Origin of the sequence: Ruegeria sp. ANG10, assembly GCF_040705255.1 — a bacterium.
GTDB lineage: Bacteria > Pseudomonadota > Alphaproteobacteria > Rhodobacterales > Rhodobacteraceae > Ruegeria.
In genome coordinates, this window is record NZ_JBFCVU010000005.1 from 118,984 (window position 1) to 138,629 (window position 19,646).

Below are 19,646 nucleotides of genomic sequence, written 5' to 3' on the forward strand. Positions count from 1 at the left end.
TTATCCCTTAACCGCTTTCACGATCTTCTCGGCACCGTCTTTCAGGTTGTCCGCTGCGATCACGTCCAGGCCAGAGGTGTTGATGATCTCTTTGCCTTTCTCGACATTCGTGCCTTCCAGACGCACGACCAGCGGAACCTGCAGGCCGACCTCTTTCACCGCGGCGACAACGCCCTCAGCAATCACGTCGCAGCGCATGATGCCGCCGAAGATGTTGACCAGAATACCTTTGACCTGCGGGTCCGAGGTGATGATCTTGAACGCCTCAGTCACTTTCTCTTTGGTCGCACCACCACCGACGTCGAGGAAGTTGGCAGGCTCAGCCCCATAGAGCTTGATGATGTCCATCGTCGCCATCGCCAGACCGGCACCGTTCACCATGCAGCCGATCTCACCATCCAGCGCAATGTAGTTTAGGTCGTATTTCGAGGCTTCCAGTTCCTTGGGGTCTTCCTCGGTCGTGTCGCGCAGTTCGGCGATGTCCGGGTGGCGGTAGACCGCGTTGCCGTCAAAACCGACCTTGGCGTCCAGCACTTTCAGGTCGCCGCTGTCGGACACGATCAGCGGGTTAATCTCCAGCATCTCCATGTCCTTCTCGACGAAGGCGTTATAGAGCTGGTTCATCAGCTTGACGCATTGCTTGACTTGCGCGCCTTCCAGACCCAGCGAGAACGCGATGCGGCGGCCGTGGTAGGGCTGATAACCGGTCGCCGGGTCAACCGAGAAGGACAGGATTTTTTCGGGCGTGGCAGCGGCCACTTCTTCGATGTCCATGCCACCTTCGGTCGAACAGACGAAGGAAATGCGGCTGGTCTGGCGATCCACCAGCAGGGCCAGGTACAGTTCACGCTCGATGCCGGAACCGGCTTCGATATAGATGCGGTTAACCTGTTTGCCCGCCGGGCCGGTCTGATGCGTAACCAGCGTGCGGCCCAGCATCTTTTTCGCTTCTTCGGCGGCTTCTTCCACCGATTTGGTCAGACGCACACCGCCTTTTTCACCGGCATCGGCCTCTTTGAAGCTGCCTTTGCCGCGGCCACCTGCGTGGATTTGCGCTTTGACAACCCAAAGCGGGCCGTCCAGTTCACCAGCTGCGGTTTTGGCTTCCTCGGCGCGCAGAACCGCGCGACCTTCGGAGACCGGAGCGCCATAGCTACGAAGAAGAGCTTTGGCCTGATATTCGTGAATGTTCATCAACACTGTCCCGTCTGACTACGATTACCCCGTTATAGAGGGCTGTAGAGCGCAAATATAAAGGCTTTTTTGACGACGAAGAGCTTTTTAGCGTAGATTTTTGTTATTTGTGATCACAGTTTTTTGGGGTGTGATCACAATTCTTTCACGGGCAGTTACTTGATTCGAATCTGAAACCAAACCTGCCAAAAACACATTCAAAAACAAAATTTAAAACGTTTGCGCCAACATTTTCGGTAGCTCCATTCGGACTTGGGCAAACGGGCAAAAGAAAAGCCGGACCTGAAAAGGACCGGCTTTCAGAATTCTCACAGAAGGGATCAGGCCAGCGAGCTGTCGATGCCCTTGCACGCCTCGATCAGGCCCTTCACCGCGTTGACCGAATTGTCGAAACCAGCCTGCTCTTCTTCGTTCAAGTTGATGTCGACGATCCTTTCAATGCCGCCCGCGCCGATCACGGTGGGTACGCCCACGTACAGACCGCTGACGCCCAGCTCACCATCGCAATAGGCGGCGCAGGGCAGAACACGCTTTTGGTCTTTCAGATAGGCTTCGGCCATCTCAATTGCCGACGTGGCAGGGGCATAGAAGGCCGAACCGGTTTTCAGCAGGCCGACGATTTCGGCACCGCCGTCACGGGTGCGCTGCACGATCGCGTCCAGCTTGTCTTGCGTGGTCCAGCCCATTTCGACCAGATCAGGCAGCGGGATACCGGCAACGGTCGAGTATCGGACCGATGGCACCATGGTGTCGCCGTGGCCACCCAGAACGAACGCGGTGACGTCCTTCATCGAGACGTTGAACTCTTCGGCCAGGAAATGTGCAAAGCGCCCCGAATCCAGAACGCCCGCCATACCGCAGACTTTGTTGTGCGGCAGGCCCGAGAATTCACGCAGCGCCCAGACCATCGCGTCCAGCGGGTTGGTGATGCAGATAACAAACGCGTCGGGTGCGTTGGCGGCGATGCCTTCGCCGACCGATTTCATGACCTTCAGGTTGATGCCCAACAGGTCGTCGCGGCTCATGCCCGGTTTGCGGGGGACGCCAGCGGTCACGATGCAGACGTCCGCGCCAGCGATATCTTCGTAGGACTGAGTGCCCTTCAGCTTGGCGTCAAAGCCTTCGGACGGGCCGGATTCGGCGATGTCCAGCGCCTTGCCTTCAGGGGTGCCTTCGGCGATGTCGAACAGGACAACGTCGCCCAGTTCTTTCATTGCTGCGAGGTGGGCGAGCGTGCCGCCGATCTGACCTGCGCCGATCAGCGCGATCTTGGGTCTGGCCATTTGGATTATCTCCGGTCGGTTTTGAAATCGCGGTTTTGCTAGTCGTTAAATGGGTTTCGCGCAAGTGCCCTTGGGCGCGGCATGCAACCGCATACCATTTGCGCAATGGCAGTTGATTGCGCTAAACGGCCTTTTAGACAGGCCAATTTGCAGGACGCCACATGTTCGAACTGAACCTGATGTTTTTTGCCGTGGCGATCCCTGCGGTGGTCTTTGCCGGTATCTCAAAGGGTGGGTTCGGGTCGGGGGTGGCGTTTGCGTCCTCGTCGATTCTGGCCTTGATACTTGAACCCGGGCAGGCGCTTGCGCTGATGTTGCCGATTCTGATGGTGATCGATGTGGCCACCCTTGGCCCCTACTGGAAACGCTGGAGTTGGCCGGATTCGCGCTTGTTGATGTTGGGGGCTGTGCCGGGCGTGGCGCTGGGGGCGTGGTTGTACCGAGCCACGAATGACGACCTGCTGCGGTTACTGATTGGCGGGATTTCAGTTGGATTTGTGGTCTGGCATATTTCTCAGACCAAGGGCTGGGTGCGCGGCTTTGCCAATCGCCTGCCGCCGCCTGCAGGGCTGTTAGCAGGTCTGATCGCCGGGTTCACAAGTTTCGTCAGCCATGCCGGAGGCCCGCCAGCTGCGGTTTACCTGCTATCGCAGCGTCTGACAAAGACTCAGTTCCAAGCCTCAACCGTACTGGTTTTTTGGGTCATCAATATCGCGAAATTTGTGCCCTATGCCTATCTGGGGCTGTTCACCTGGCACACCGCATGGGTTGACCTGCTGCTGACGCCCTTTGCGATCCTGGGCGCTTGGCTGGGTGTCCGGGCGCATTTTATGCTGTCCGAACGCCTGTTCTTTGGCATTGCCTATGTGCTGCTGACATTGACCGGCAGCAAGCTGATTTGGGACGCGCTGACCTAAACGTTGGGCGGCAGCGCCTCGACCATATCTTCATAGGCCTGGCCCGAGGCGACCAGGCAAGTTATCCCGTCCGGCAATGTCACCGTGATCGTCCAGCTTCCGCTTTGGTCCGAAGCGTAAACTTCCATCACGGTCCCTTGCCGCGCGACGCCGATACTGCGGCGTGTTTCGCCGTAGGTCTCGGTCAGGCGCTTCATTATGTCCTCGCGCGGGGCACAGGTGCGGGCCTGCACCTGTTGTGCGGCCAGAACCATGATCCCAAGGCCCATCGTCATCTTGAACAGCGTCGTTTTCATCAGTCACCCCTTTCGATTCCATCGCAATCAGGGTGCGTCCGGCGGGAAGAAATCCGGTTAAAGCTCCGCACGTTGCGTCGTGAATGCTGCAGCGCGGCGATTTTGCCCTTGAACTTTCCGACAAAAAATGCCCCATTCCGCGCAACATTCTTTCAAAGGGAGAGGCCAATGGACCCCCGTCAGCGCCCCTATCGTTCCGTACTCTATATTCCTGGCTCGCGTGATCGGGCGCTGGATAAGGCCCGTACCCTGCCGGTGGACGCGATCATCTTTGACCTAGAGGACGCGGTTGCTGCCGACGAAAAGGCCAATGCGCGGGACACGCTAAAGGCTGCGCTTGCTGAGGGCGGCTATGGCGAACGGGTCAAGATCGTGCGTATCAACGGGCTGGATACCGAATGGGGCCGTGCCGACGCCGAAGCCGTACGCGAGATGGACGCGGATGTCGTGTTGTTGCCCAAGGTGGGTTCGGCCGCTGACGTGGACGCGCTGGCCGCGGTCACCGGCGACTTGCCGATCTGGGCGATGATGGAAACTCCGCAAGGGATGTTGAACGCTGCTGAAATCGCGGCGCATCCGTTGATGGCAGGCTTTGTCATGGGCACCAACGATTTGGCCAAAGATCTGCAAACCCGGTTCCGTCCAGACCGACTGCCGTTGATGACATCGCTGGGCCTGTGTGTGCTGGCCGCCAAGGCCGAAGGGCTGATCATCGTGGATGGTGTATATAACGCATTCAAGGATGAGGATGGCTTGGCAGCAGAATGCGAGCAGGGCCGCGACATGGGTTTTGACGGCAAGACGCTGATCCACCCGGCGCAGGTCAACATCACCAATGCAGCCTTCGCGCCGTCAGAGGCCGAGATAGATTTGGCCCGCCGTCAGATTGCAGCGTTTGAAGAGACCGAGGCGCAGGGACAGGGTGTTGCCGTCGTGGATGGGAAGATCGTTGAAAACCTGCATGCTGTAACAGCCCGCGAAATTCTGGCAAAAGCAAAGGCGATTTCAGCTTTGCAAGCGGGGTAAGCCAGCAATGGGCTTTGTTCTTCTGATCCTTGGGGTGGCGCTGTGGTGGGCCGCTCATCTATTTCAACGCGTCATGCCGGCGCAGCGCGTGGCGATGGGCAACGCGGGCAAAGGCGCGGTTGCGCTGGCGCTGGTCGTGGCAATCCTGCTGATGATCTTCGGCTATCGCATGACCGATACCGTTTTCGTCTGGGCGCCACCGACCTTCATGATCCACATAAACAACCTACTGGTGTTGGTCGCGATTTATATGATGAGCCCCGCAGGCTCCAAGGGTCGCCTGTTGAACAAGCTTCGCCATCCGATGCTGGGCGGGTTCAAGCTGTGGGCCTTTGCGCATTTGCTGGTTAACGGCGATTTGGCCTCTATCATTTTGTTCGGCGGGCTGTTGGCCTGGGCTATTGTCGAGGTCATTGTGATCAACAAGTCCGAGCCCGATTGGACGCCCAGCGAACCCGGAACCTATGGCAAGGACGCGATGTTCTTTGTTGCCTCGATCGTGTTGCTGGGTGTGATCGGCTATATCCACGGGCTGGTTGGTCCGTCTCCGTTCCCCTCTTAAGGAAATGACATCATGGCAAAACTCTATCGCCTGCTGACCGAGGAAGACACATCCGCCTTCTGCCACAAAGTGTCAGACGCCTTGGCAAAAGGGTGGGAGCTGTATGGCGACCCGTCCTACGCCTATGACGAAAACAGCCGCATGATGCGGTGTGCGCAGGCCGTGACCAAAGAGGTCGAGGCCGACTATTCATCCGATATGAAACTGGGACAGCAATAATGGCAAAGACAAATCCGGGCCGTTTTTTCGAGGACTACTCTGTTGGTCAGGTGCTGCATCACGCCGTGCCGCGTACCGTAACCGACGGAGAGCGGGCGCTGTATCATGCGCTCTACCCGGCGCGGCACGCGCTTTATTCGTCGGATGAATTTGCCCGGAACTGCGGCTTACGGCAAAGCCCGATTGACGATCTGGCTGCTTTCCACGTGGTGTTTGGCAAGACCGTGCCAGATATTTCGCTGAACGCGGTGGCCAATCTGGGCTATGCCGAGGGGCGTTGGCTGTTGCCGGTCTATCCCGGCGATACGTTGCGCTCTGAATCCGAGGTGATCGGGGTCAAGCAGAATTCGAACGGCAAGACTGGCGTGGTCTGGGTGCGCACGCGTGGCCTGAATCAGCGCGATGAGGTTGTCATCGAATATGTCCGCTGGGTGATGGTGCGCAAATCGAACCTTGACGCGCCTGCGCCCGAAGCCGTTGTGCCGAATCTGAAAAAGGTACTTGAGCCAAAAGATCTGGTAGTGCCCGCGGGGCTGGATTTCTCGAATTACGATTTTGCCCAATCGGGCGAGGCGCATCGTTGGGGCGATTATGAGATCGGCGAAACCATTGATCATGTCGATGGCGTGACGGTGGAAGAGGCCGAGCATATGTTGGCCACCCGGCTGTGGCAAAACACAGCCAAGGTGCATTTCGACCTGACCTTCCGGCCCGATGGTCGTTTGATTTATGGTGGCCACGTGATTTCGATGGCGCGGACATTGTCGTTCAACGGCCTGGCCAATGCGCAGATGATTGTCGGTCTGAACGGCGGTGCCCATGCCAACCCCTGCTTCGCAGGCGATACAATCAAGGCCTGGTCCGAGGTTCTGGACAAGGCCGAAACGGGTGTTCCCGGCGTGGGCGCCATCCGTCTGCGGCTGGTTGCGACAAAGGGTGGCGAGCCGTTTGCGTTGAAAAACGAAGACGGTCGGTATCAACCGAACGTCTTGTTGGACCTTGATTACTGGACGCTGATGCCAATCTGAGCACGCCCCACATTCATTTGATCGCAGCCTGCGCCAATCATGCTAGGCTGCGATCATGGTCCTGCTTCGATCACTTGCCGCTTGCCTGTTTCTGACGCCCCCCGCTGTAGCGTGCGATCTGGCGTTGGCGTTGGCAGTAGACGTATCCGGGTCGGTCGATACGACGGAATACCGGATTCAGATGGATGGGCTGGCCGCCGGGCTGCGTGACCCCCTGGTGTCCGAGGCGCTGGTGCGGGGGCAGGCGCAGTTGATGCTGGTGCAGTGGACCGGGTCCTCGCGTCAAAAGGTGACGATCCCGTGGACCCGGATCGATAGCTTTGAGACGCTTGAACGGTTTGCCGATCAAGTTGCCGATGACGCCAGAGTCTGGCGCAACTTTTCAACCGCAATCGGTGAAGCGCTTGAGATGACCATGTCCAGCTTCGATGCGGTGGCGGATTGCAAACGGCATCTGATAGACATTTCGGGCGATGGGGTGTCGAACGAGGGTGTCGAACCAACCGAGACGCACAGGGCGCTGCGCACGCGCGGGGTGACGGTAAACGCAATTGCGATCGAGGAAAGCGAACCGGATCTGACCGCCTATTTCTTTGAAAATGTCATTGTCGGCGAGGGTGCTTTTGTGGTGTCGGCAGCGGGGTTTGCCGATTATCCCGAGCGGATTCGAAAGAAGCTGTTGCGCGAAGTTACACAGCAATCAGCGGCTTTGGAGCGGCAGTAGCAGATTCGTGATCACAATGCTTGTTCCCTGAAAACGCTAACATTCAAGGCTTGGAAGGGTTTTCGTGATCACAGTATTATTTTGCGTGATCACAAATTGATGAATTCTGCAATTTTGAACCTATTTTACCCATTTTTGCGCATGCAGCACGTGACAGAAGGGCAAAATCCGGTAAAACGACCGGTAGCCAACGAAAGAGGAGCCGACATGGCCGATGTCAATCGGGGCAACCGCCCGCTCTCGCCACATATTATGATCTATCGCCCCCAGATGACGTCCCTGTCGTCGATCATGGTTCGACTAACCGGGCTTGGGGTATTCGCCGTTGCAATTCTTGTTGTCTGGTGGCTGTTGGCCGCTTCCAGCTCGGAGGCCGCGTTTGCCGGGATCGACGGATTTCTGCGCAGCTGGTTCGGAGATATTGTCCTCACCGCCGCGACATGGGGTCTTTGGTATCACACGCTGGGTCGTCTGCGTCACGTCTTTTGGGATTTCGGCTACTGCCTTGATGTTGAGGTCTCTGAGAAACTGGGTCTGGGCATGTTCGTCGGTGCGACCATCCTGACCATTATCACTGTGATTGCGGTTTAAGGGGGCGGCACATGCGATATCTGACTGACCGTAAACGCGCGCAGGGTCTGGGCGCAGGGAAATCCGGCACACAAACACATTGGCGCACCATGGTCCGGGCGATGATCCTGACCGTGCTGGTTCCGATCTTCATCTTCACCTTCGGGGCCGGTATCGGCGGCACATACGAAGAGGTCGTCGCCTATTTCAGCCGCCCATTCCCGGCAATTGTGACCGCTCTGACTTTGGTCGTGGGCATGCAACAGCTGATGTATGAGGCGCAGGAAACCATCGAAGATTATGTCCATGGTGTTCTCGAGAAAGTCTCGCTCGTTGCAATGTGGGCCCTGGGCTACACGCTGATCGCGGCCGGGCTGTTCGCTCTGGTCAAGCTCGCCCTGTGATGCGCGGTAAGGAACAAGAACAATGACAGCAGCATATGAATATGAAACCCACGAATACGACGTCGTTGTCGTAGGCGCAGGTGGTGCAGGTCTGCGGGCGACGCTGGGCATGGCCGAACAGGGCCTACGCACTGCATGCGTCACCAAAGTGTTCCCGACACGCTCGCACACGGTTGCGGCGCAGGGCGGCATCGCGGCATCTCTGTCTAACATGGGACCGGACCACTGGCAGTGGCACATGTACGATACCGTCAAGGGTTCGGACTGGTTGGGTGACACCGACGCGATGGAATATCTGGCCCGTGAAGCACCCAAAGCGGTGTATGAGCTGGAGCATTACGGCGTGCCCTTCAGCCGGACCGAGGAAGGCAAGATCTATCAGCGCCCGTTCGGTGGTCACACTACCGAGTTCGGCGAAGGCCCTGCGGTGCAGCGTACCTGTGCTGCCGCCGACCGGACTGGCCACGCGATCCTTCACACGCTGTATGGTCAGTCACTGAAGAACAACGCCGAGTTCTACATCGAATATTTCGCCATCGACCTGATCATGTCCGAGGACGGGCAATGTCAGGGTGTCGTCTGCTGGAAGCTGGACGACGGGACGATGCACGTCTTCAACGCCAAGATGGTGGTGCTGGCGACCGGCGGCTATGGCCGCGCCTATTTCAGCGCCACGTCGGCCCATACCTGCACCGGTGACGGTGGCGGCATGGTGGCTCGTGCGGGTTTGGCGCTGCAGGATATGGAGTTCGTTCAGTTCCACCCGACCGGCATCTACGGTTCGGGCTGCCTGATCACCGAAGGCGCACGGGGCGAGGGTGGTTACCTGACCAACTCGGAAGGTGAACGGTTCATGGAGCGTTATGCGCCTCAATACAAGGACCTTGCGCCACGTGACTACGTCTCGCGCTCGATGACTATGGAAATCCGCGAAGGCCGTGGCCATGGTGATGGTGGCGATCACATTCACCTGAACCTCAGCCACCTACCTGCCGAAGCGCTGGCCGAACGACTGCCGGGCATCTCGGAATCGGCGCGTGTGTTTGCCGGTGTGGACGTGACCAAGGAACCGATCCCGGTTCTGCCGACCGTGCACTATAATATGGGCGGCATTCCGACCAACTATTGGGGTGAGGTTCTGAACCCAACTGCAGACAACCCAACCGCTGTTGTGCCGGGCCTGATGGCCGTGGGTGAAGCAGGTTGTGCCTCGGTCCATGGAGCGAACCGTCTGGGTTCGAACTCGCTGATCGACCTTGTGGTGTTTGGTCGTGCGGCAGCGATCCGTGCGGGTGAAGTTGTTGACGCCAAGGCCTCGAACCCGGTGCTGAACCAAGCGTCGGTTGATAAGGCCTTTGACCGGTTTGATGCCGTGCGCAACGCGAGCGGTGCGATCGCAACCGCAGATCTGCGGCTTGAGATGCAGCGGACCATGCAGGAAGATGCCGCCGTGTTCCGGACCGCCAAGACCATGGCTGAAGGCGTCGAGAAGATGACAGCAATCGCCGCTAAGATGGACGATCTGAAAGTTAGCGACCGCTCGCTGGTCTGGAACAGTGACCTGATGGAATCGCTGGAGCTGACCAACCTGATGCCAAGCGCGCTAGCCACCATTGTTGGTGCCGAAGCGCGTAAGGAATCCCGCGGCGCCCACGCGCACGAAGACTTCACCGAGCGTGACGACGAAAACTGGCGGGTCCACACTGTATCGCGCGTCGAGGGCACCAAGGTTGACCTCAGCTATCGCCCGGTTATTGCCGATCCGCTGACCACCGAAGAAGAAGGTGGCATCAGCCTCAAGAAAATCGCGCCCAAGGCGCGGACGTTCTAAGGAGAGGAACTTATGGTACAACTAACCCTCCCCAAGAATTCGCGCATCACGACGGGCAAAACCTGGCCCAAACCTGAAGGCGCAACCAATGTGCGTAAGTTCCAGATCTATCGCTGGAACCCGGATGATGGCAAAAACCCTCAGCTCGACACTTATTTCGTCGATATGGACAGCTGCGGGCCGATGATTCTGGATGCGCTGATCAAGATCAAAAATGAGATTGACCCGACCCTGACCTTCCGCCGGTCGTGCCGCGAAGGCATTTGCGGTTCCTGCGCGATGAATATCGACGGGATCAACACGCTGGCCTGTATCTACGGTATGGATGAGGTCAAGGGTGACGTGAAAATCTATCCGCTGCCGCATATGCCGGTGGTCAAGGACTTGATCCCCGATCTGACACATTTCTATGCCCAGCATGCTTCGATCATGCCGTGGTTGGAAACCAAGACCAACCGCCCCGCGAAAGAGTGGAAGCAGTCGATCGAAGACCGCAAAAAGCTGGATGGTTTGTATGAATGTGTGATGTGCGCCAGCTGTTCGACTTCGTGCCCGAGTTACTGGTGGAACGGCGATCGTTACCTTGGGCCCGCCGCGTTGCTGCATGCCTATCGTTGGATCATCGACAGCCGCGATGAAGCCACGGGTGAGCGTCTGGACGAGCTGGAAGATCCCTTCAAGCTGTATCGCTGCCATACAATCATGAACTGCGCCAAGACCTGCCCCAAGGGCCTGAACCCGGCCAAGGCAATTGCTGAGATTAAGAAGATGATGGTCGACCGGTCCGTTTGATCACAGTTACAAAAAAAGACAAAACCCGGGATGGAAACATTCCGGGTTTTTTCGTGTTATGCGGGTATTGAAATATCGGAGTACATCAATGACCCAAACACTACTAAAGGCCCTGTCTATTTCTGCGATCACCGTCCTTTCAGCGTGTGGTGGATCGGGCAGCGACCGGGCGGAGCTTGCTTTTAAACAGGTAGACTGCGCAAAACAGGCGGGAATTGAGGGTTCCTTTACCACTCAATACACTCTTCAGGATGGAAAACAGACTGAGGTGTTCGTTCCCGGTAATGGCGTCAGCGAAGAACAAGCCGCTAAGGCGAATTCTTGCATGACCGCGTAATTGGTAAAAAAGAGTAAGGCTGGCAGATGCAAGTGTCAGCCTTATGTGCAGTTTTTTCATACCGAGATTGCAAAAAAGATATGATGAAATCAGTTGTTGGACTGTTTAACCTCTCGACAGGGGAGGAGTGAAATAACCGAAACGGGATCGCTCCGATGCAAGACCAAAACTCTAAAACGAACGCTGCCGAAGCTCTGGAACTGTTGGAACAGGCTTGGGCTTATTACACGCCGGAACCTGCGCCGGTGGCTGAGGTTCATGAGCCTGAATTGTTCGAATACGCAAACGCCGCTTGACGCTTGAATTTATCCTTGGATTGGGCAATGCATAGACATGCCCATTCTGTTGTTAGCATTGGCGGCCGGAGTTTTCGCCTATTTTATCTGGCGATCACGGACGTCGTCGTTGACGCGCGATTGCCGATGGCGGCAGCACCGCAAGGAAGGCGTCTGGGTTTGCGCCTACTGCGGGGCACAGCATGAAGGCGCGGATACACCGACCAGTTGCCTGAAAGGGAAATAGGACAGCAGGGCGATCTTTCGCCCTGTCTGTGGCTATGCCGCGTCTGGAAACGCTGCTTGCAGCGCGATTTCCACCATATCCCCAAAGCTGCTTTCGCGTTCGGACGACGGCAGAGCCTCACCCGTCAGCAGGTGATCGGACACGGTCAGAACCGCCAGCGCGCGGCAATTGTGACGCGCGGCGAGGATATACAATTCGGCGGCCTCCATTTCGACCCCCAGAATGCCGTGCCGCACCATCTGTTCGTTCAGATCAGGTCGTTCGTCATAAAACACGTCCGACGAATAAATCCCGCCGATATGCGTAGGCGTTCCTTTCGCAGCCGCCGCCTGAGCCGCCGCCTGTAGCAAACCCCAGTCGGCGCAGGGGGCAAAGTTCAGTTCTTTCAGAATGCCGCGTGATGGCGTGCTGAGGGTGGTCGACGTCATCGCCAATATCACATCGCGGATATTGACGCTGTCCTGCATCCCGCCGCACGATCCGATGCGGATCAGGGTTTTGGCACCATAATCGCGGATCAGTTCATTGGCATAAATGGACAAAGACGGCATGCCCATGCCGCTGCCCTGAATTGAAACCGGGTTTCCTTTCCAGGTTCCGGTGAAACCCAGCATGCCCCGCACATTATTGACCAACCTGGCATCCTGCAAAAAGGTCTCTGCCGCCCATTTCGCCCGATAGGGATCACCGGGCATAAAAACTGTTTCAGCAATTTCACCTTTTTCCGCGCCAATATGAATTGTCATTTTTCACTCAATTCCTGTCAGATTTCCAAATCCGAAATATCTGCCCCGGCTTTTAAAGCGTCATGAACCCATTGCGGTTTACGGCCACGGCCCGACCAGGTTTGTTCAGGGTTGGATGGATTTTTGTATTTTGCGTTGGCTTTCGGGATTTTAGGTAGCTTTGAGCCATTGCCAGATAGGTCTGAAAGTGAAAATCCGAACTCAGCGGCGGCTTTTTCGGCCGCTTTCAAAGCCTCTTTGCGATCACGCTTTTCCGCATTTTTAAGCGCGATTTCCACATGATCGCGCAATTCAAGCAGTTCTTTTCGCGACATTTTGTCTAGGCTGATCGCCATTTTTTTCTCCATTCCGCAATTCGTCATACGTGGACGCAATAGCCCACCGTAATTCCAAATCCGGAATTTATCTATCCCCTCGTGAAGGGGAATAGAAACAGAGGTTTCCCAAAAAGGGCTGAATTATTCAGCCGCGATATTTTGCGGATCGACCAGAGTTACGATATCGCCCATGATCACATTCAACTCAAAGTTCTTTGGCGTATAGATTTTGGCAACGCCCATTGCCTTGAGTTTCGCTGCATCATCATCGGGAATGATCCCGCCGACCACGACGGGGACATCGTCCAGCCCGGATTCACGCAGGCGGGTCATGACATCCTGCACCAATGGGATGTGGCTGCCGGACAGAATCGACAGACCGATGACATGGGCCTTGTCCTCAATGGCTGCGGTGACGATTTCCTCGGGCGTCAGGCGGATGCCTTCATAGCTGATGTCGATGCCGCAATCGCGCGCGCGGAAGGCGATTTGCTCGGCTCCGTTTGAATGGCCGTCCAATCCCGGCTTGCCTATCAGGAATTTTAGGCGGCGCCCCAGTTTGTCACTGACCGCATCAACAGCAGCGCGCAGATCCTCCAGCCCTTCGGTCTTGTTCGACACCGAGCCGGACACCCCGGTTGGGCCACGGTAGGTGCCGTAGACCTTGCGCATTTCCTCGGCCCACTCGCCGGTGGTGACACCTGCCTTGGCGGCGGCGATTGACGGCTCCATCACGTTGGTGCCGGATCGCGCCGCCTCGCGTAGTGCGGCCAAAGCCGCCGTGACGGCTGCGTCGTCACGATCTGCGCGCCATTCATTCAGGCGGTTGATCTGTTCTTGTTCGACGGCCGGGTCGACGACCATGATACCGCCGTCTTCGGTCTCCAGCGGTGAGGGTTCTCCCTGTGTCCACTTGTTCACACCGACCACAACGGTTTCATTCCGTTCGATCCGGTTCAGACGTTCGGCGTTGGAATCGACCAGACGGGATTTCATGTATTCGATCGACGCCACCGCGCCGCCCATGGATTCGAGGTTGCCCAACTCGGCCCGCGCGCCTGCTTTCAGCTCTTCAACCTTGGCGTCCACGGCGGGGTTGCCGTCAAACAGGTCACCATATTCCAGCAAGTCGGTTTCATAGGCCAGGATTTGCTGCATCCGCATCGACCATTGCTGATCCCACGGGCGTGGCAAGCCCAACGCCTCGTTCCATGCGGGCAGTTGCACAGCGCGGGCCCGGGCCTTTTTCGACAGGGTCACAGCCAGCATTTCGATCAGGATGCGATAGACGTTGTTTTCGGGCTGCTGCTCGGTCAGGCCCAGCGAGTTCACCTGAACGCCATAGCGGAATCGACGGTATTTTGAATTCTCGACACCATAGCGCTGTTGCAGAATTTCGTCCCAAAGATCCACGAAAGCCCGCATCTTGCACATTTCGGTGACAAAGCGGATGCCCGCGTTCACAAAGAACGAAATGCGACCGCAAAGCGCCGGGAAATCCTCGGCTGGGACGCGGGGGCGCAGCTCATCCAGTACGGCGATGGCCGTGGCCAGTGCATAGGCCAGCTCTTGTTCGGGTGTCGCGCCGGCCTCTTGCAAGTGATAGGAACACACATTCATCGGGTTCCATTTTGGCACGTTGGTATAGCAATACTCGGCCACGTCCGCGATCATCTTCAGCGACGGTTTTGGCGGGCAGACATAGGTGCCGCGGCTCAGGTATTCCTTGATCAGGTCGTTCTGCACGGTGCCTTGCAGCTTGGACACGTCCGCGCCCTGTTCCTCGGCCACAGCGATATAAAGCGCCAGCAACCAAGGGGCGGTGGCGTTGATCGTCATCGAGGTGTTCATCTGTTCCAGAGGAATCTGATCGAACAAAACCCGCATGTCGCCCAGATGGCTGATCGGAACGCCAACCTTGCCGACCTCGCCGCGCGCCAAAGTGTGATCGCTGTCGTAACCGGTCTGTGTCGGCAGGTCGAAAGCCACGGAAAGCCCGGTCTGTCCCTTCGCCAAATTCCCGCGATACAGCGCGTTTGAGGCCTTGGCGGTGGAATGACCGGCATAGGTTCGGATGAGCCAGGGGCGATCTTTCTGCGTCTGCGTCATAGCTGGGCCTCGTGTTGCGGGTGGGCAAGAAAATTACGTCACTGGCCTCTAAAGCGCAATTTTTGGGATATGTCAATTCGCTGCGTCGCGGCATTTCAGGTTCTTCAGATTGTAGGTGGCCCGGTTTGGTGGCAGGGTGCGAGAATGACTCAGACCGTGGAACTTCCGCTTTGGCTGTTTTTGCTGATCGTGGTGTTTGCCGCGGTCACTCTGGCCTCACATTTTCTGTTTCCTTCGGTGCGCTGGTTTTTTCGCCGTCGACTGGAACGCGCGGTCAAGCGTTTGAACACACGCCTGCAGCGGCCGATCCAACCGTTCAAGCTGGCGCATCGGCACGATATGATTCAGCGTCTGATTTATGACCCTCAGGTCGGGCAGGCGGTTCAGAATTTCGCGCGTGAAGAACGTGTTCCCGAGGCCGTGGCCTTTGAAACCGCCCGTCGATATGCGCGCGAGATTGTTCCGTCCTTTTCCGCGGTGGCCTATTTCAGCATCGCCATCCGTTTGACGCGCATGCTGAGCAACGCGTTTTATAACGTGCGGCTTAGCTATGTGGATGAGAAGGCCCTGGGAAATATTGACCCGGAAGCCACGGTTGTTTTCGTCATGAACCACCGCAGCAATATGGATTACGTGCTGGTGACCTATCTGGCGGCGCAACAATCGGCGCTGTCCTATGCCGTGGGCGAATGGGCGCGCGTTTGGCCGCTTAGCCGTTTGATCCGTGCGATGGGCGCTTACTTTATCCGGCGAAAATCAGGCAGTGAGTTGTATCGTCAGGTGCTGGCCTGCTATGTGCGCCACGCGACCGAGGCGGGCGTGACACAGGCCATGTTCCCCGAGGGCGGTCTTAGCCTGACCGGGGCGCTGGGGCGACCAAAGCTGGGGCTGCTCAAATACATCATTGATGCCACCACCCCCGACGGGAGGGATGTTGTATTTGTACCGGTCGCTCTGAATTATGACCGCGTGCTAGAGGATACAATCCTAACCAAAGCGGCGCTGGGAACTGAACGCAGGTTTCGGGCCAGGATCGGGGTCATCGCCTGGTGGATTTTCAAACAGGTCGGCCGACGGCTGGTAGGTCGCTATCAGCGATTCGGCGTGGCCTCGGTGCGGTACGGACAGCCAGTTTCGTTGCGGGCGTTCCGGGCGGACCACGACGCCAACCTGATGACCGATCTGGCGCGGGACCTGATGGCAGGCATTGGCAAAGCGATTCCGCTGGTTCCGGGGCCTGCTGCGTGCTGGTTGGTGCGTGAAAAGGGCGAAATCGCCGAAACAGACGCGGTGGCGCTGATAGACCAGCTGTTGCGACGCAACGGAAGCTCTACACCATTGGAGCGAAGTGCAATCGAGGCTAGTATCCAGCAATTGGTGGATCGCCGCATTCTGAATCGCGAGGGCGGGAATTTATCGTCGTCAGGTCAAAGGGTTGACCTGTTGAACTACTATGCTGCCTCGGCGCCACTGGATGCAGGGCAAGTGATTTCTGCGACTGCAAAAGAAATTTCTGCACCCGCTGGGTCATAAAATTACAAAATGAACTCAAAATGGGTTGCAATATTGCTCGATGGAAAATACTCATCGGGTAAAGCCGCCGATTCTGCGTTGCGGCAAGGATTATAGAAAAGGAGGCCAACATGGCTCTGGACACCGATAGCGGCATCGCGTCGTACGAGGCACCGGAAAAAGACCTCTATGAGATGGGTGAAATCCCTCCGATGGGGTACGTCCCGAAACAAATGTATGCATGGGCGATCCGCAAGGAACGCCATGGCGAGCCGGACACGGCCATGCAGTTGGAAGTGGTCGATGTCCCCAAGCTGGACAGCCACGAGGTTCTGGTCCTGGTGATGGCGGCAGGCGTGAACTACAACGGCGTATGGGCGTCGCTGGGTAAACCGATCAGCCCGTTTGATGGTCACGGACAGCCGTTCCACATCGCCGGTTCGGATGCATCGGGCATCGTTTGGGCCGTAGGCGACAAGGTCAAGCGTTGGAAAGTGGGCGACGAAGTCGTGATCCACTGCAACCAGGATGACGGTGACGACGAAGCCTGTAACGGCGGCGATCCGATGTATTCGGACAGCCAGCGGATCTGGGGATATGAGACGCCGGATGGGTCGTTCGCTCAGTTCACTAATGTTCAGGCACAGCAGCTGATGCCGCGCCCCAAGCACCTGACTTGGGAAGAAAGCGCCTGCTACACGCTGACACTGGCCACCGCATACCGGATGCTGTTCGGTCACGAGCCACACGATCTGAAGCCGGGCCAGAACGTTCTGGTCTGGGGCGCGTCGGGTGGCCTGGGTTCTTATGCGATCCAGCTGATCAACACTGCGGGTGCGAACGCAATTGGTGTGATCTCGGACGAAAGCAAGCGTGACTTTGTAATGGGTTTGGGTGCCAAGGGCGTTCTGAACCGCAAAGACTTTAACTGCTGGGGTCAACTGCCCACAGTGAACACACCGGAATATGCCGATTGGTTCAAAGAAGCACGCAAGTTCGGCAAGGCCATCTGGGACATCACCGGCAAAGGCAACAATGTCGACATGGTGTTTGAACACCCCGGCGAAAGCACCTTCCCGGTCTCGACCTTTGTGGTGAAAAAGGGTGGCATGGTTGTGATCTGCGCTGGTACCACCGGTTATAACCTGACCTTCGACGTGCGCTATATGTGGATGCACCAGAAGCGTCTGCAGGGTTCGCACTTTGCGCATCTGAAACAAGCGGCTGCTGCGAACCAGCTGATGGTCGAGCGTCGCCTGGATCCTTGCATGTCCGAGGTGTTCTCGTGGAAAGAGCTGCCCGAAGCGCACATGAAGATGATGCGCAACGAGCATAAGCCGGGCAACATGTCGGTTCTGGTTCAAGCTCCGCAGACCGGAATGCGCACTCTGGAAGAGGTTTTGGACGCTCGCGGTTGAGCCGCACCAAAATCAGGTAATGGTACCCGCGAATCGTGTTAACGGTTCGCGGGCGTCACTTTTTCAAGGATAAGCTTATTCATTTTAAGGGGTTATAGATATTAACCCCACTGTTTTGGGGGAGTAGAAAGCAGCGAATAGGCAAAAAAATACTGCACATGTTATGGTTGTGTTAACCCTTCGTTAACCGTTTCGGAGAGACCCTGATGGCGCAGAATGAGTGGATACTGGACGTGTTGTCGGACCTCAACGCCTTCGCCGTTGAGAATGGTTTGATCGCGCTGGCCGAACAGCTGGACGACACCAAGCTGATCGCCGCGGCCGAGATCGCGTCCATGAAGGCTGAGGTACGGACGCCGTCGGATGGGAAAAATACTCGATATGAGCCAAGTCCTGGAGGACTTGGAAAACACCAGCACGCTTGATGAATTAAGTGACGTCGCCATCCGATTGCGTGACAGGCTGAAAGTCGAACACCTTATTTATCACTGGGTCGATGGTGCCGGGGATCAGTACGGCTACACGACCTATCCCGATGCCTGGGCCGAACGATATCTAGAAAAGAGCTATCACCGCATAGACCCGGTCATTTTGGGGTGCTTTCAGCGGTTCCACCCGGTCGATTGGAAAACGCTGGATTGGTCCAGCAAAGTGGCCAAGGCCTTTCTGCAAGACGCACAAATCCACGGTGTCGGCAATCAAGGCTATTCTATCCCGATCCGGGGGCCGAACGGGCAATTCGCCTTGTTTACGGTTAACCATACCTGTGATGATGAAACCTGGCAGCGTTTCATCGAGCGTCATGGTCGAGAGCTGATCCTGATTGCGCATTATTTCAACCGCAAAGCGCTGGAATTCGAAGTTGATCGACAGCCCGACTCTGCCCGCAGTCTGTCGCCACGCGAAGTCGACGCGATGACCTTGCTGGCGCTGGGTTACAGCAGGGCACAGGTAGCCCATTCGCTGTCTATCTCTGAGCATACGCTACGGGTCTATATCGAAGGCGCCCGGGCCAAGCTTGGGGCGCAGAACACCACTCACGCCATCGCCACAGCGCTCAGCCGAGGATTAATAGTGGTTTAAGAGGCGCGCGCCCTCAGAACGGGAAATTAACTATGACTTTGTACCCCCTTCGTTCCTGCACAGGACGACAAGGGGAAAAAAGTCATGTTGCGCTATTTGTATGCGGATGAGCTGCACAAGTTTCCGGATCTGGCCGAAGGGATGTTCCGGGATCGCGCGGATCAGTTCAAAACCCGGTTGGGTTGGGATGTACACGTCAACGAAAAAGGGGAAGAGCGGGATCGGTATGACGATCTGAATCCGCTCTATGTCATCTGGGAAGAAGAAGACGGCAGTCATGGTGGCTCGATGCGCGTGTTGCCGACCACCGGCCCGGTCATGGTGAACGAGGTGTTTGGTCATCTGACCGGCGACCAACCAGTCTGCAGCCCGCTGATTTGGGAGGTCACAAGGTTCTGCCTGTCGCGCACGGCCAGCCCGCACACGGCAGGCGCCATCATGCTGAGCGGGGGCGAGATGATGGAAGGGTTCGGCCTGACCCATATCGCTGGGGTCTTCGATGCCCGCATGATTCGGATTTACCGCCTGATCGGATCTTCCCCGATGGTTCTGGGGACTGAAGGACATGGGCGTGATCAGATTTCGGTTGGGCTGTGGCCCTATTCAGCCGATGATTGCAACCGCGTGGCAGAACGCGCGGGCATCCCGCGAGAGCTGTCTCGGCTGTGGTTCAAGACGGCATTCGGGATCGGACGGCAACACCGCTTTTCACTGTCGGCCTGACCGGGTGAAAAGCCCAATCCCTCTCTGGTGATA

The 19,646-nt window shown here is 57.1% G+C and carries 22 protein-coding genes and 1 pseudogene; 17 read left to right on the top strand and 6 right to left on the bottom strand.

The annotated features are described in order from the left end of the window. Both sucC and mdh read right to left on the bottom strand, forming a co-directional pair. Positions 1 to 1,194 (bottom strand): ADP-forming succinate--CoA ligase subunit beta, encoded by a 1,194-nt coding sequence (gene sucC, locus AB1A64_RS12680; RefSeq protein ID WP_366551740.1) that lies wholly within the window; start codon positions 1,192 to 1,194, stop codon positions 1 to 3. Positions 1,195 to 1,514: 320 nt separating this feature from the next. Then, complete coding sequence (mdh, locus tag AB1A64_RS12685; RefSeq protein WP_170350623.1) at positions 1,515 to 2,477, bottom strand: malate dehydrogenase; 963 nt, start codon at positions 2,475 to 2,477, stop codon at positions 1,515 to 1,517. A 161-nt stretch (positions 2,478 to 2,638) separates the two neighbouring features. On the opposite strand from mdh, the gene AB1A64_RS12690 reads away from it, so the two are divergent. Then, complete coding sequence (locus AB1A64_RS12690) at positions 2,639 to 3,394, top strand: sulfite exporter TauE/SafE family protein (RefSeq protein ID WP_366551741.1); 756 nt, start codon at positions 2,639 to 2,641, stop codon at positions 3,392 to 3,394. Here the strand turns inward: AB1A64_RS12690 and AB1A64_RS12695 are convergent. After that, on the bottom strand, positions 3,391 to 3,690 hold the full coding sequence (locus tag AB1A64_RS12695; RefSeq protein WP_366551742.1) for a hypothetical protein: 300 nt from the start codon (positions 3,688 to 3,690) through the stop codon (positions 3,391 to 3,393). The two genes, AB1A64_RS12690 and AB1A64_RS12695, sit on opposite strands and share 4 nt — an antisense overlap. Before the next feature lie 168 nt (positions 3,691 to 3,858). On the opposite strand from AB1A64_RS12695, the gene AB1A64_RS12700 reads away from it, so the two are divergent. The 11 genes from AB1A64_RS12700 (at position 3,859) to AB1A64_RS12750 (ending at position 11,479) form a co-directional block, all read left to right on the top strand. Then, positions 3,859 to 4,716: a CoA ester lyase gene (locus AB1A64_RS12700; RefSeq protein WP_366551743.1), complete on the top strand. Its 858-nt coding sequence runs from the start codon at positions 3,859 to 3,861 to the stop codon at positions 4,714 to 4,716. A gap of 7 nt (positions 4,717 to 4,723) precedes the next feature. Continuing rightward, a complete protein-coding gene (locus AB1A64_RS12705; RefSeq protein WP_366551744.1) occupies positions 4,724 to 5,278 on the top strand; it encodes an NnrU family protein in 555 nt (184 codons plus the stop codon). Between the two features lie 12 nt (positions 5,279 to 5,290). Then, positions 5,291 to 5,497: a DUF1737 domain-containing protein gene (locus AB1A64_RS12710; RefSeq protein WP_170350615.1), complete on the top strand. Its 207-nt coding sequence runs from the start codon at positions 5,291 to 5,293 to the stop codon at positions 5,495 to 5,497. Next, entirely contained in the window at positions 5,497 to 6,525 is a 1,029-nt protein-coding gene (locus AB1A64_RS12715) for a MaoC family dehydratase (protein WP_366551745.1), read from the top strand. The genes AB1A64_RS12710 and AB1A64_RS12715 overlap by 1 nt, the downstream gene beginning before the upstream one ends. 55 nt (positions 6,526 to 6,580) lie before the next feature. Then, complete coding sequence (locus AB1A64_RS12720) at positions 6,581 to 7,249, top strand: DUF1194 domain-containing protein (protein ID WP_366551746.1); 669 nt, start codon at positions 6,581 to 6,583, stop codon at positions 7,247 to 7,249. A gap of 207 nt (positions 7,250 to 7,456) precedes the next feature. Continuing rightward, positions 7,457 to 7,840, top strand: coding sequence for a succinate dehydrogenase, cytochrome b556 subunit (sdhC, locus tag AB1A64_RS12725; protein WP_366551747.1), 384 nt, complete (start codon positions 7,457 to 7,459; stop codon positions 7,838 to 7,840). Between the two features lie 11 nt (positions 7,841 to 7,851). Next, positions 7,852 to 8,223 (top strand): succinate dehydrogenase, hydrophobic membrane anchor protein, encoded by a 372-nt coding sequence (locus AB1A64_RS12730; RefSeq protein ID WP_170350608.1) that lies wholly within the window; start codon positions 7,852 to 7,854, stop codon positions 8,221 to 8,223. 22 nt (positions 8,224 to 8,245) lie between these two features. Further along, positions 8,246 to 10,054 carry a succinate dehydrogenase flavoprotein subunit gene (gene sdhA / locus AB1A64_RS12735; protein ID WP_366551748.1) on the top strand — a complete coding sequence of 603 codons (1,809 nt, stop codon included), beginning with the start codon at positions 8,246 to 8,248 and terminating at the stop codon, positions 10,052 to 10,054. 12 nt (positions 10,055 to 10,066) lie between these two features. Then, positions 10,067 to 10,846, top strand: a complete 780-nt coding sequence (locus AB1A64_RS12740) for a succinate dehydrogenase iron-sulfur subunit (protein WP_366551749.1) — start codon at positions 10,067 to 10,069, stop codon at positions 10,844 to 10,846. Between the two features lie 88 nt (positions 10,847 to 10,934). After that, the gene (locus AB1A64_RS12745) at positions 10,935 to 11,183 is read left to right on the top strand and encodes a hypothetical protein (RefSeq protein ID WP_366551750.1); all 249 of its coding nucleotides are present in this window, start codon (positions 10,935 to 10,937) and stop codon (positions 11,181 to 11,183) included. A gap of 155 nt (positions 11,184 to 11,338) precedes the next feature. Then, entirely contained in the window at positions 11,339 to 11,479 is a 141-nt protein-coding gene (locus AB1A64_RS12750; protein WP_170516755.1) for a hypothetical protein, read from the top strand. A 258-nt stretch (positions 11,480 to 11,737) separates the two neighbouring features. Here AB1A64_RS12750 and deoD read toward each other — a convergent pair whose 3' ends face one another. From deoD to AB1A64_RS12765, 3 genes and pseudogenes are all read right to left on the bottom strand, one after another. Next, the gene (deoD, locus tag AB1A64_RS12755; RefSeq protein WP_366551751.1) at positions 11,738 to 12,451 is read right to left on the bottom strand and encodes a purine-nucleoside phosphorylase; all 714 of its coding nucleotides are present in this window, start codon (positions 12,449 to 12,451) and stop codon (positions 11,738 to 11,740) included. A gap of 17 nt (positions 12,452 to 12,468) precedes the next feature. Then, positions 12,469 to 12,786: an H-NS histone family protein gene (locus AB1A64_RS12760; protein WP_366551752.1), complete on the bottom strand. Its 318-nt coding sequence runs from the start codon at positions 12,784 to 12,786 to the stop codon at positions 12,469 to 12,471. Between the two features lie 123 nt (positions 12,787 to 12,909). Beyond that, a pseudogene (locus tag AB1A64_RS12765) lies at positions 12,910 to 14,886 on the bottom strand (protein meaA); the annotation flags it as partial. A gap of 135 nt (positions 14,887 to 15,021) precedes the next feature. Between AB1A64_RS12765 and AB1A64_RS12770 the strand changes: the two are divergent. From AB1A64_RS12770 to AB1A64_RS12790, 5 genes are all read left to right on the top strand, one after another. Continuing rightward, a complete protein-coding gene (locus tag AB1A64_RS12770) occupies positions 15,022 to 16,410 on the top strand; it encodes a 1-acyl-sn-glycerol-3-phosphate acyltransferase (protein WP_366551753.1) in 1,389 nt (462 codons plus the stop codon). A gap of 110 nt (positions 16,411 to 16,520) precedes the next feature. Further along, complete coding sequence (gene ccrA / locus AB1A64_RS12775) at positions 16,521 to 17,807, top strand: crotonyl-CoA carboxylase/reductase (RefSeq protein ID WP_366551754.1); 1,287 nt, start codon at positions 16,521 to 16,523, stop codon at positions 17,805 to 17,807. 206 nt (positions 17,808 to 18,013) lie between these two features. Next, positions 18,014 to 18,232 carry a hypothetical protein gene (locus AB1A64_RS12780; RefSeq protein ID WP_366551755.1) on the top strand — a complete coding sequence of 73 codons (219 nt, stop codon included), beginning with the start codon at positions 18,014 to 18,016 and terminating at the stop codon, positions 18,230 to 18,232. Next, positions 18,171 to 18,890 carry a LuxR family transcriptional regulator gene (locus AB1A64_RS12785; protein ID WP_366551756.1) on the top strand — a complete coding sequence of 240 codons (720 nt, stop codon included), beginning with the start codon at positions 18,171 to 18,173 and terminating at the stop codon, positions 18,888 to 18,890. Before AB1A64_RS12780 ends, AB1A64_RS12785 begins: the two co-directional genes overlap by 62 nt. Before the next feature lie 84 nt (positions 18,891 to 18,974). Beyond that, entirely contained in the window at positions 18,975 to 19,613 is a 639-nt protein-coding gene (locus AB1A64_RS12790) for an acyl-homoserine-lactone synthase (RefSeq protein WP_366551757.1), read from the top strand. Positions 19,614 to 19,646 lie beyond the last annotated feature (33 nt).

Excerpts from the sequence above, each read along its gene's own strand:
- sucC (WP_366551740.1), bottom strand. The coding sequence starts at position 1,194 with ATGAACATTCACGAATATCAGGCCAAAGCTCTTCTTCGTAGCTATGGC.
- mdh (WP_170350623.1), bottom strand. The coding sequence starts at position 2,477 with ATGGCCAGACCCAAGATCGCGCTGATCGGCGCAGGTCAGATCGGCGGC.
- AB1A64_RS12690 (WP_366551741.1), top strand. The coding sequence starts at position 2,639 with ATGTTCGAACTGAACCTGATGTTTTTTGCCGTGGCGATCCCTGCGGTG.
- AB1A64_RS12695 (WP_366551742.1), bottom strand. The coding sequence starts at position 3,690 with ATGAAAACGACGCTGTTCAAGATGACGATGGGCCTTGGGATCATGGTT.
- AB1A64_RS12700 (WP_366551743.1), top strand. The coding sequence starts at position 3,859 with ATGGACCCCCGTCAGCGCCCCTATCGTTCCGTACTCTATATTCCTGGC.
- AB1A64_RS12705 (WP_366551744.1), top strand. The coding sequence starts at position 4,724 with ATGGGCTTTGTTCTTCTGATCCTTGGGGTGGCGCTGTGGTGGGCCGCT.
- AB1A64_RS12710 (WP_170350615.1), top strand. The coding sequence starts at position 5,291 with ATGGCAAAACTCTATCGCCTGCTGACCGAGGAAGACACATCCGCCTTC.
- AB1A64_RS12715 (WP_366551745.1), top strand. The coding sequence starts at position 5,497 with ATGGCAAAGACAAATCCGGGCCGTTTTTTCGAGGACTACTCTGTTGGT.
- AB1A64_RS12720 (WP_366551746.1), top strand. The coding sequence starts at position 6,581 with ATGGTCCTGCTTCGATCACTTGCCGCTTGCCTGTTTCTGACGCCCCCC.
- sdhC (WP_366551747.1), top strand. The coding sequence starts at position 7,457 with ATGGCCGATGTCAATCGGGGCAACCGCCCGCTCTCGCCACATATTATG.
- AB1A64_RS12730 (WP_170350608.1), top strand. The coding sequence starts at position 7,852 with ATGCGATATCTGACTGACCGTAAACGCGCGCAGGGTCTGGGCGCAGGG.
- sdhA (WP_366551748.1), top strand. The coding sequence starts at position 8,246 with ATGACAGCAGCATATGAATATGAAACCCACGAATACGACGTCGTTGTC.
- AB1A64_RS12740 (WP_366551749.1), top strand. The coding sequence starts at position 10,067 with ATGGTACAACTAACCCTCCCCAAGAATTCGCGCATCACGACGGGCAAA.
- AB1A64_RS12745 (WP_366551750.1), top strand. The coding sequence starts at position 10,935 with ATGACCCAAACACTACTAAAGGCCCTGTCTATTTCTGCGATCACCGTC.
- AB1A64_RS12750 (WP_170516755.1), top strand. The coding sequence starts at position 11,339 with ATGCAAGACCAAAACTCTAAAACGAACGCTGCCGAAGCTCTGGAACTG.
- deoD (WP_366551751.1), bottom strand. The coding sequence starts at position 12,451 with ATGACAATTCATATTGGCGCGGAAAAAGGTGAAATTGCTGAAACAGTT.
- AB1A64_RS12760 (WP_366551752.1), bottom strand. The coding sequence starts at position 12,786 with ATGGCGATCAGCCTAGACAAAATGTCGCGAAAAGAACTGCTTGAATTG.
- AB1A64_RS12770 (WP_366551753.1), top strand. The coding sequence starts at position 15,022 with ATGACTCAGACCGTGGAACTTCCGCTTTGGCTGTTTTTGCTGATCGTG.
- ccrA (WP_366551754.1), top strand. The coding sequence starts at position 16,521 with ATGGCTCTGGACACCGATAGCGGCATCGCGTCGTACGAGGCACCGGAA.
- AB1A64_RS12780 (WP_366551755.1), top strand. The coding sequence starts at position 18,014 with ATGGCGCAGAATGAGTGGATACTGGACGTGTTGTCGGACCTCAACGCC.
- AB1A64_RS12785 (WP_366551756.1), top strand. The coding sequence starts at position 18,171 with ATGGGAAAAATACTCGATATGAGCCAAGTCCTGGAGGACTTGGAAAAC.
- AB1A64_RS12790 (WP_366551757.1), top strand. The coding sequence starts at position 18,975 with ATGTTGCGCTATTTGTATGCGGATGAGCTGCACAAGTTTCCGGATCTG.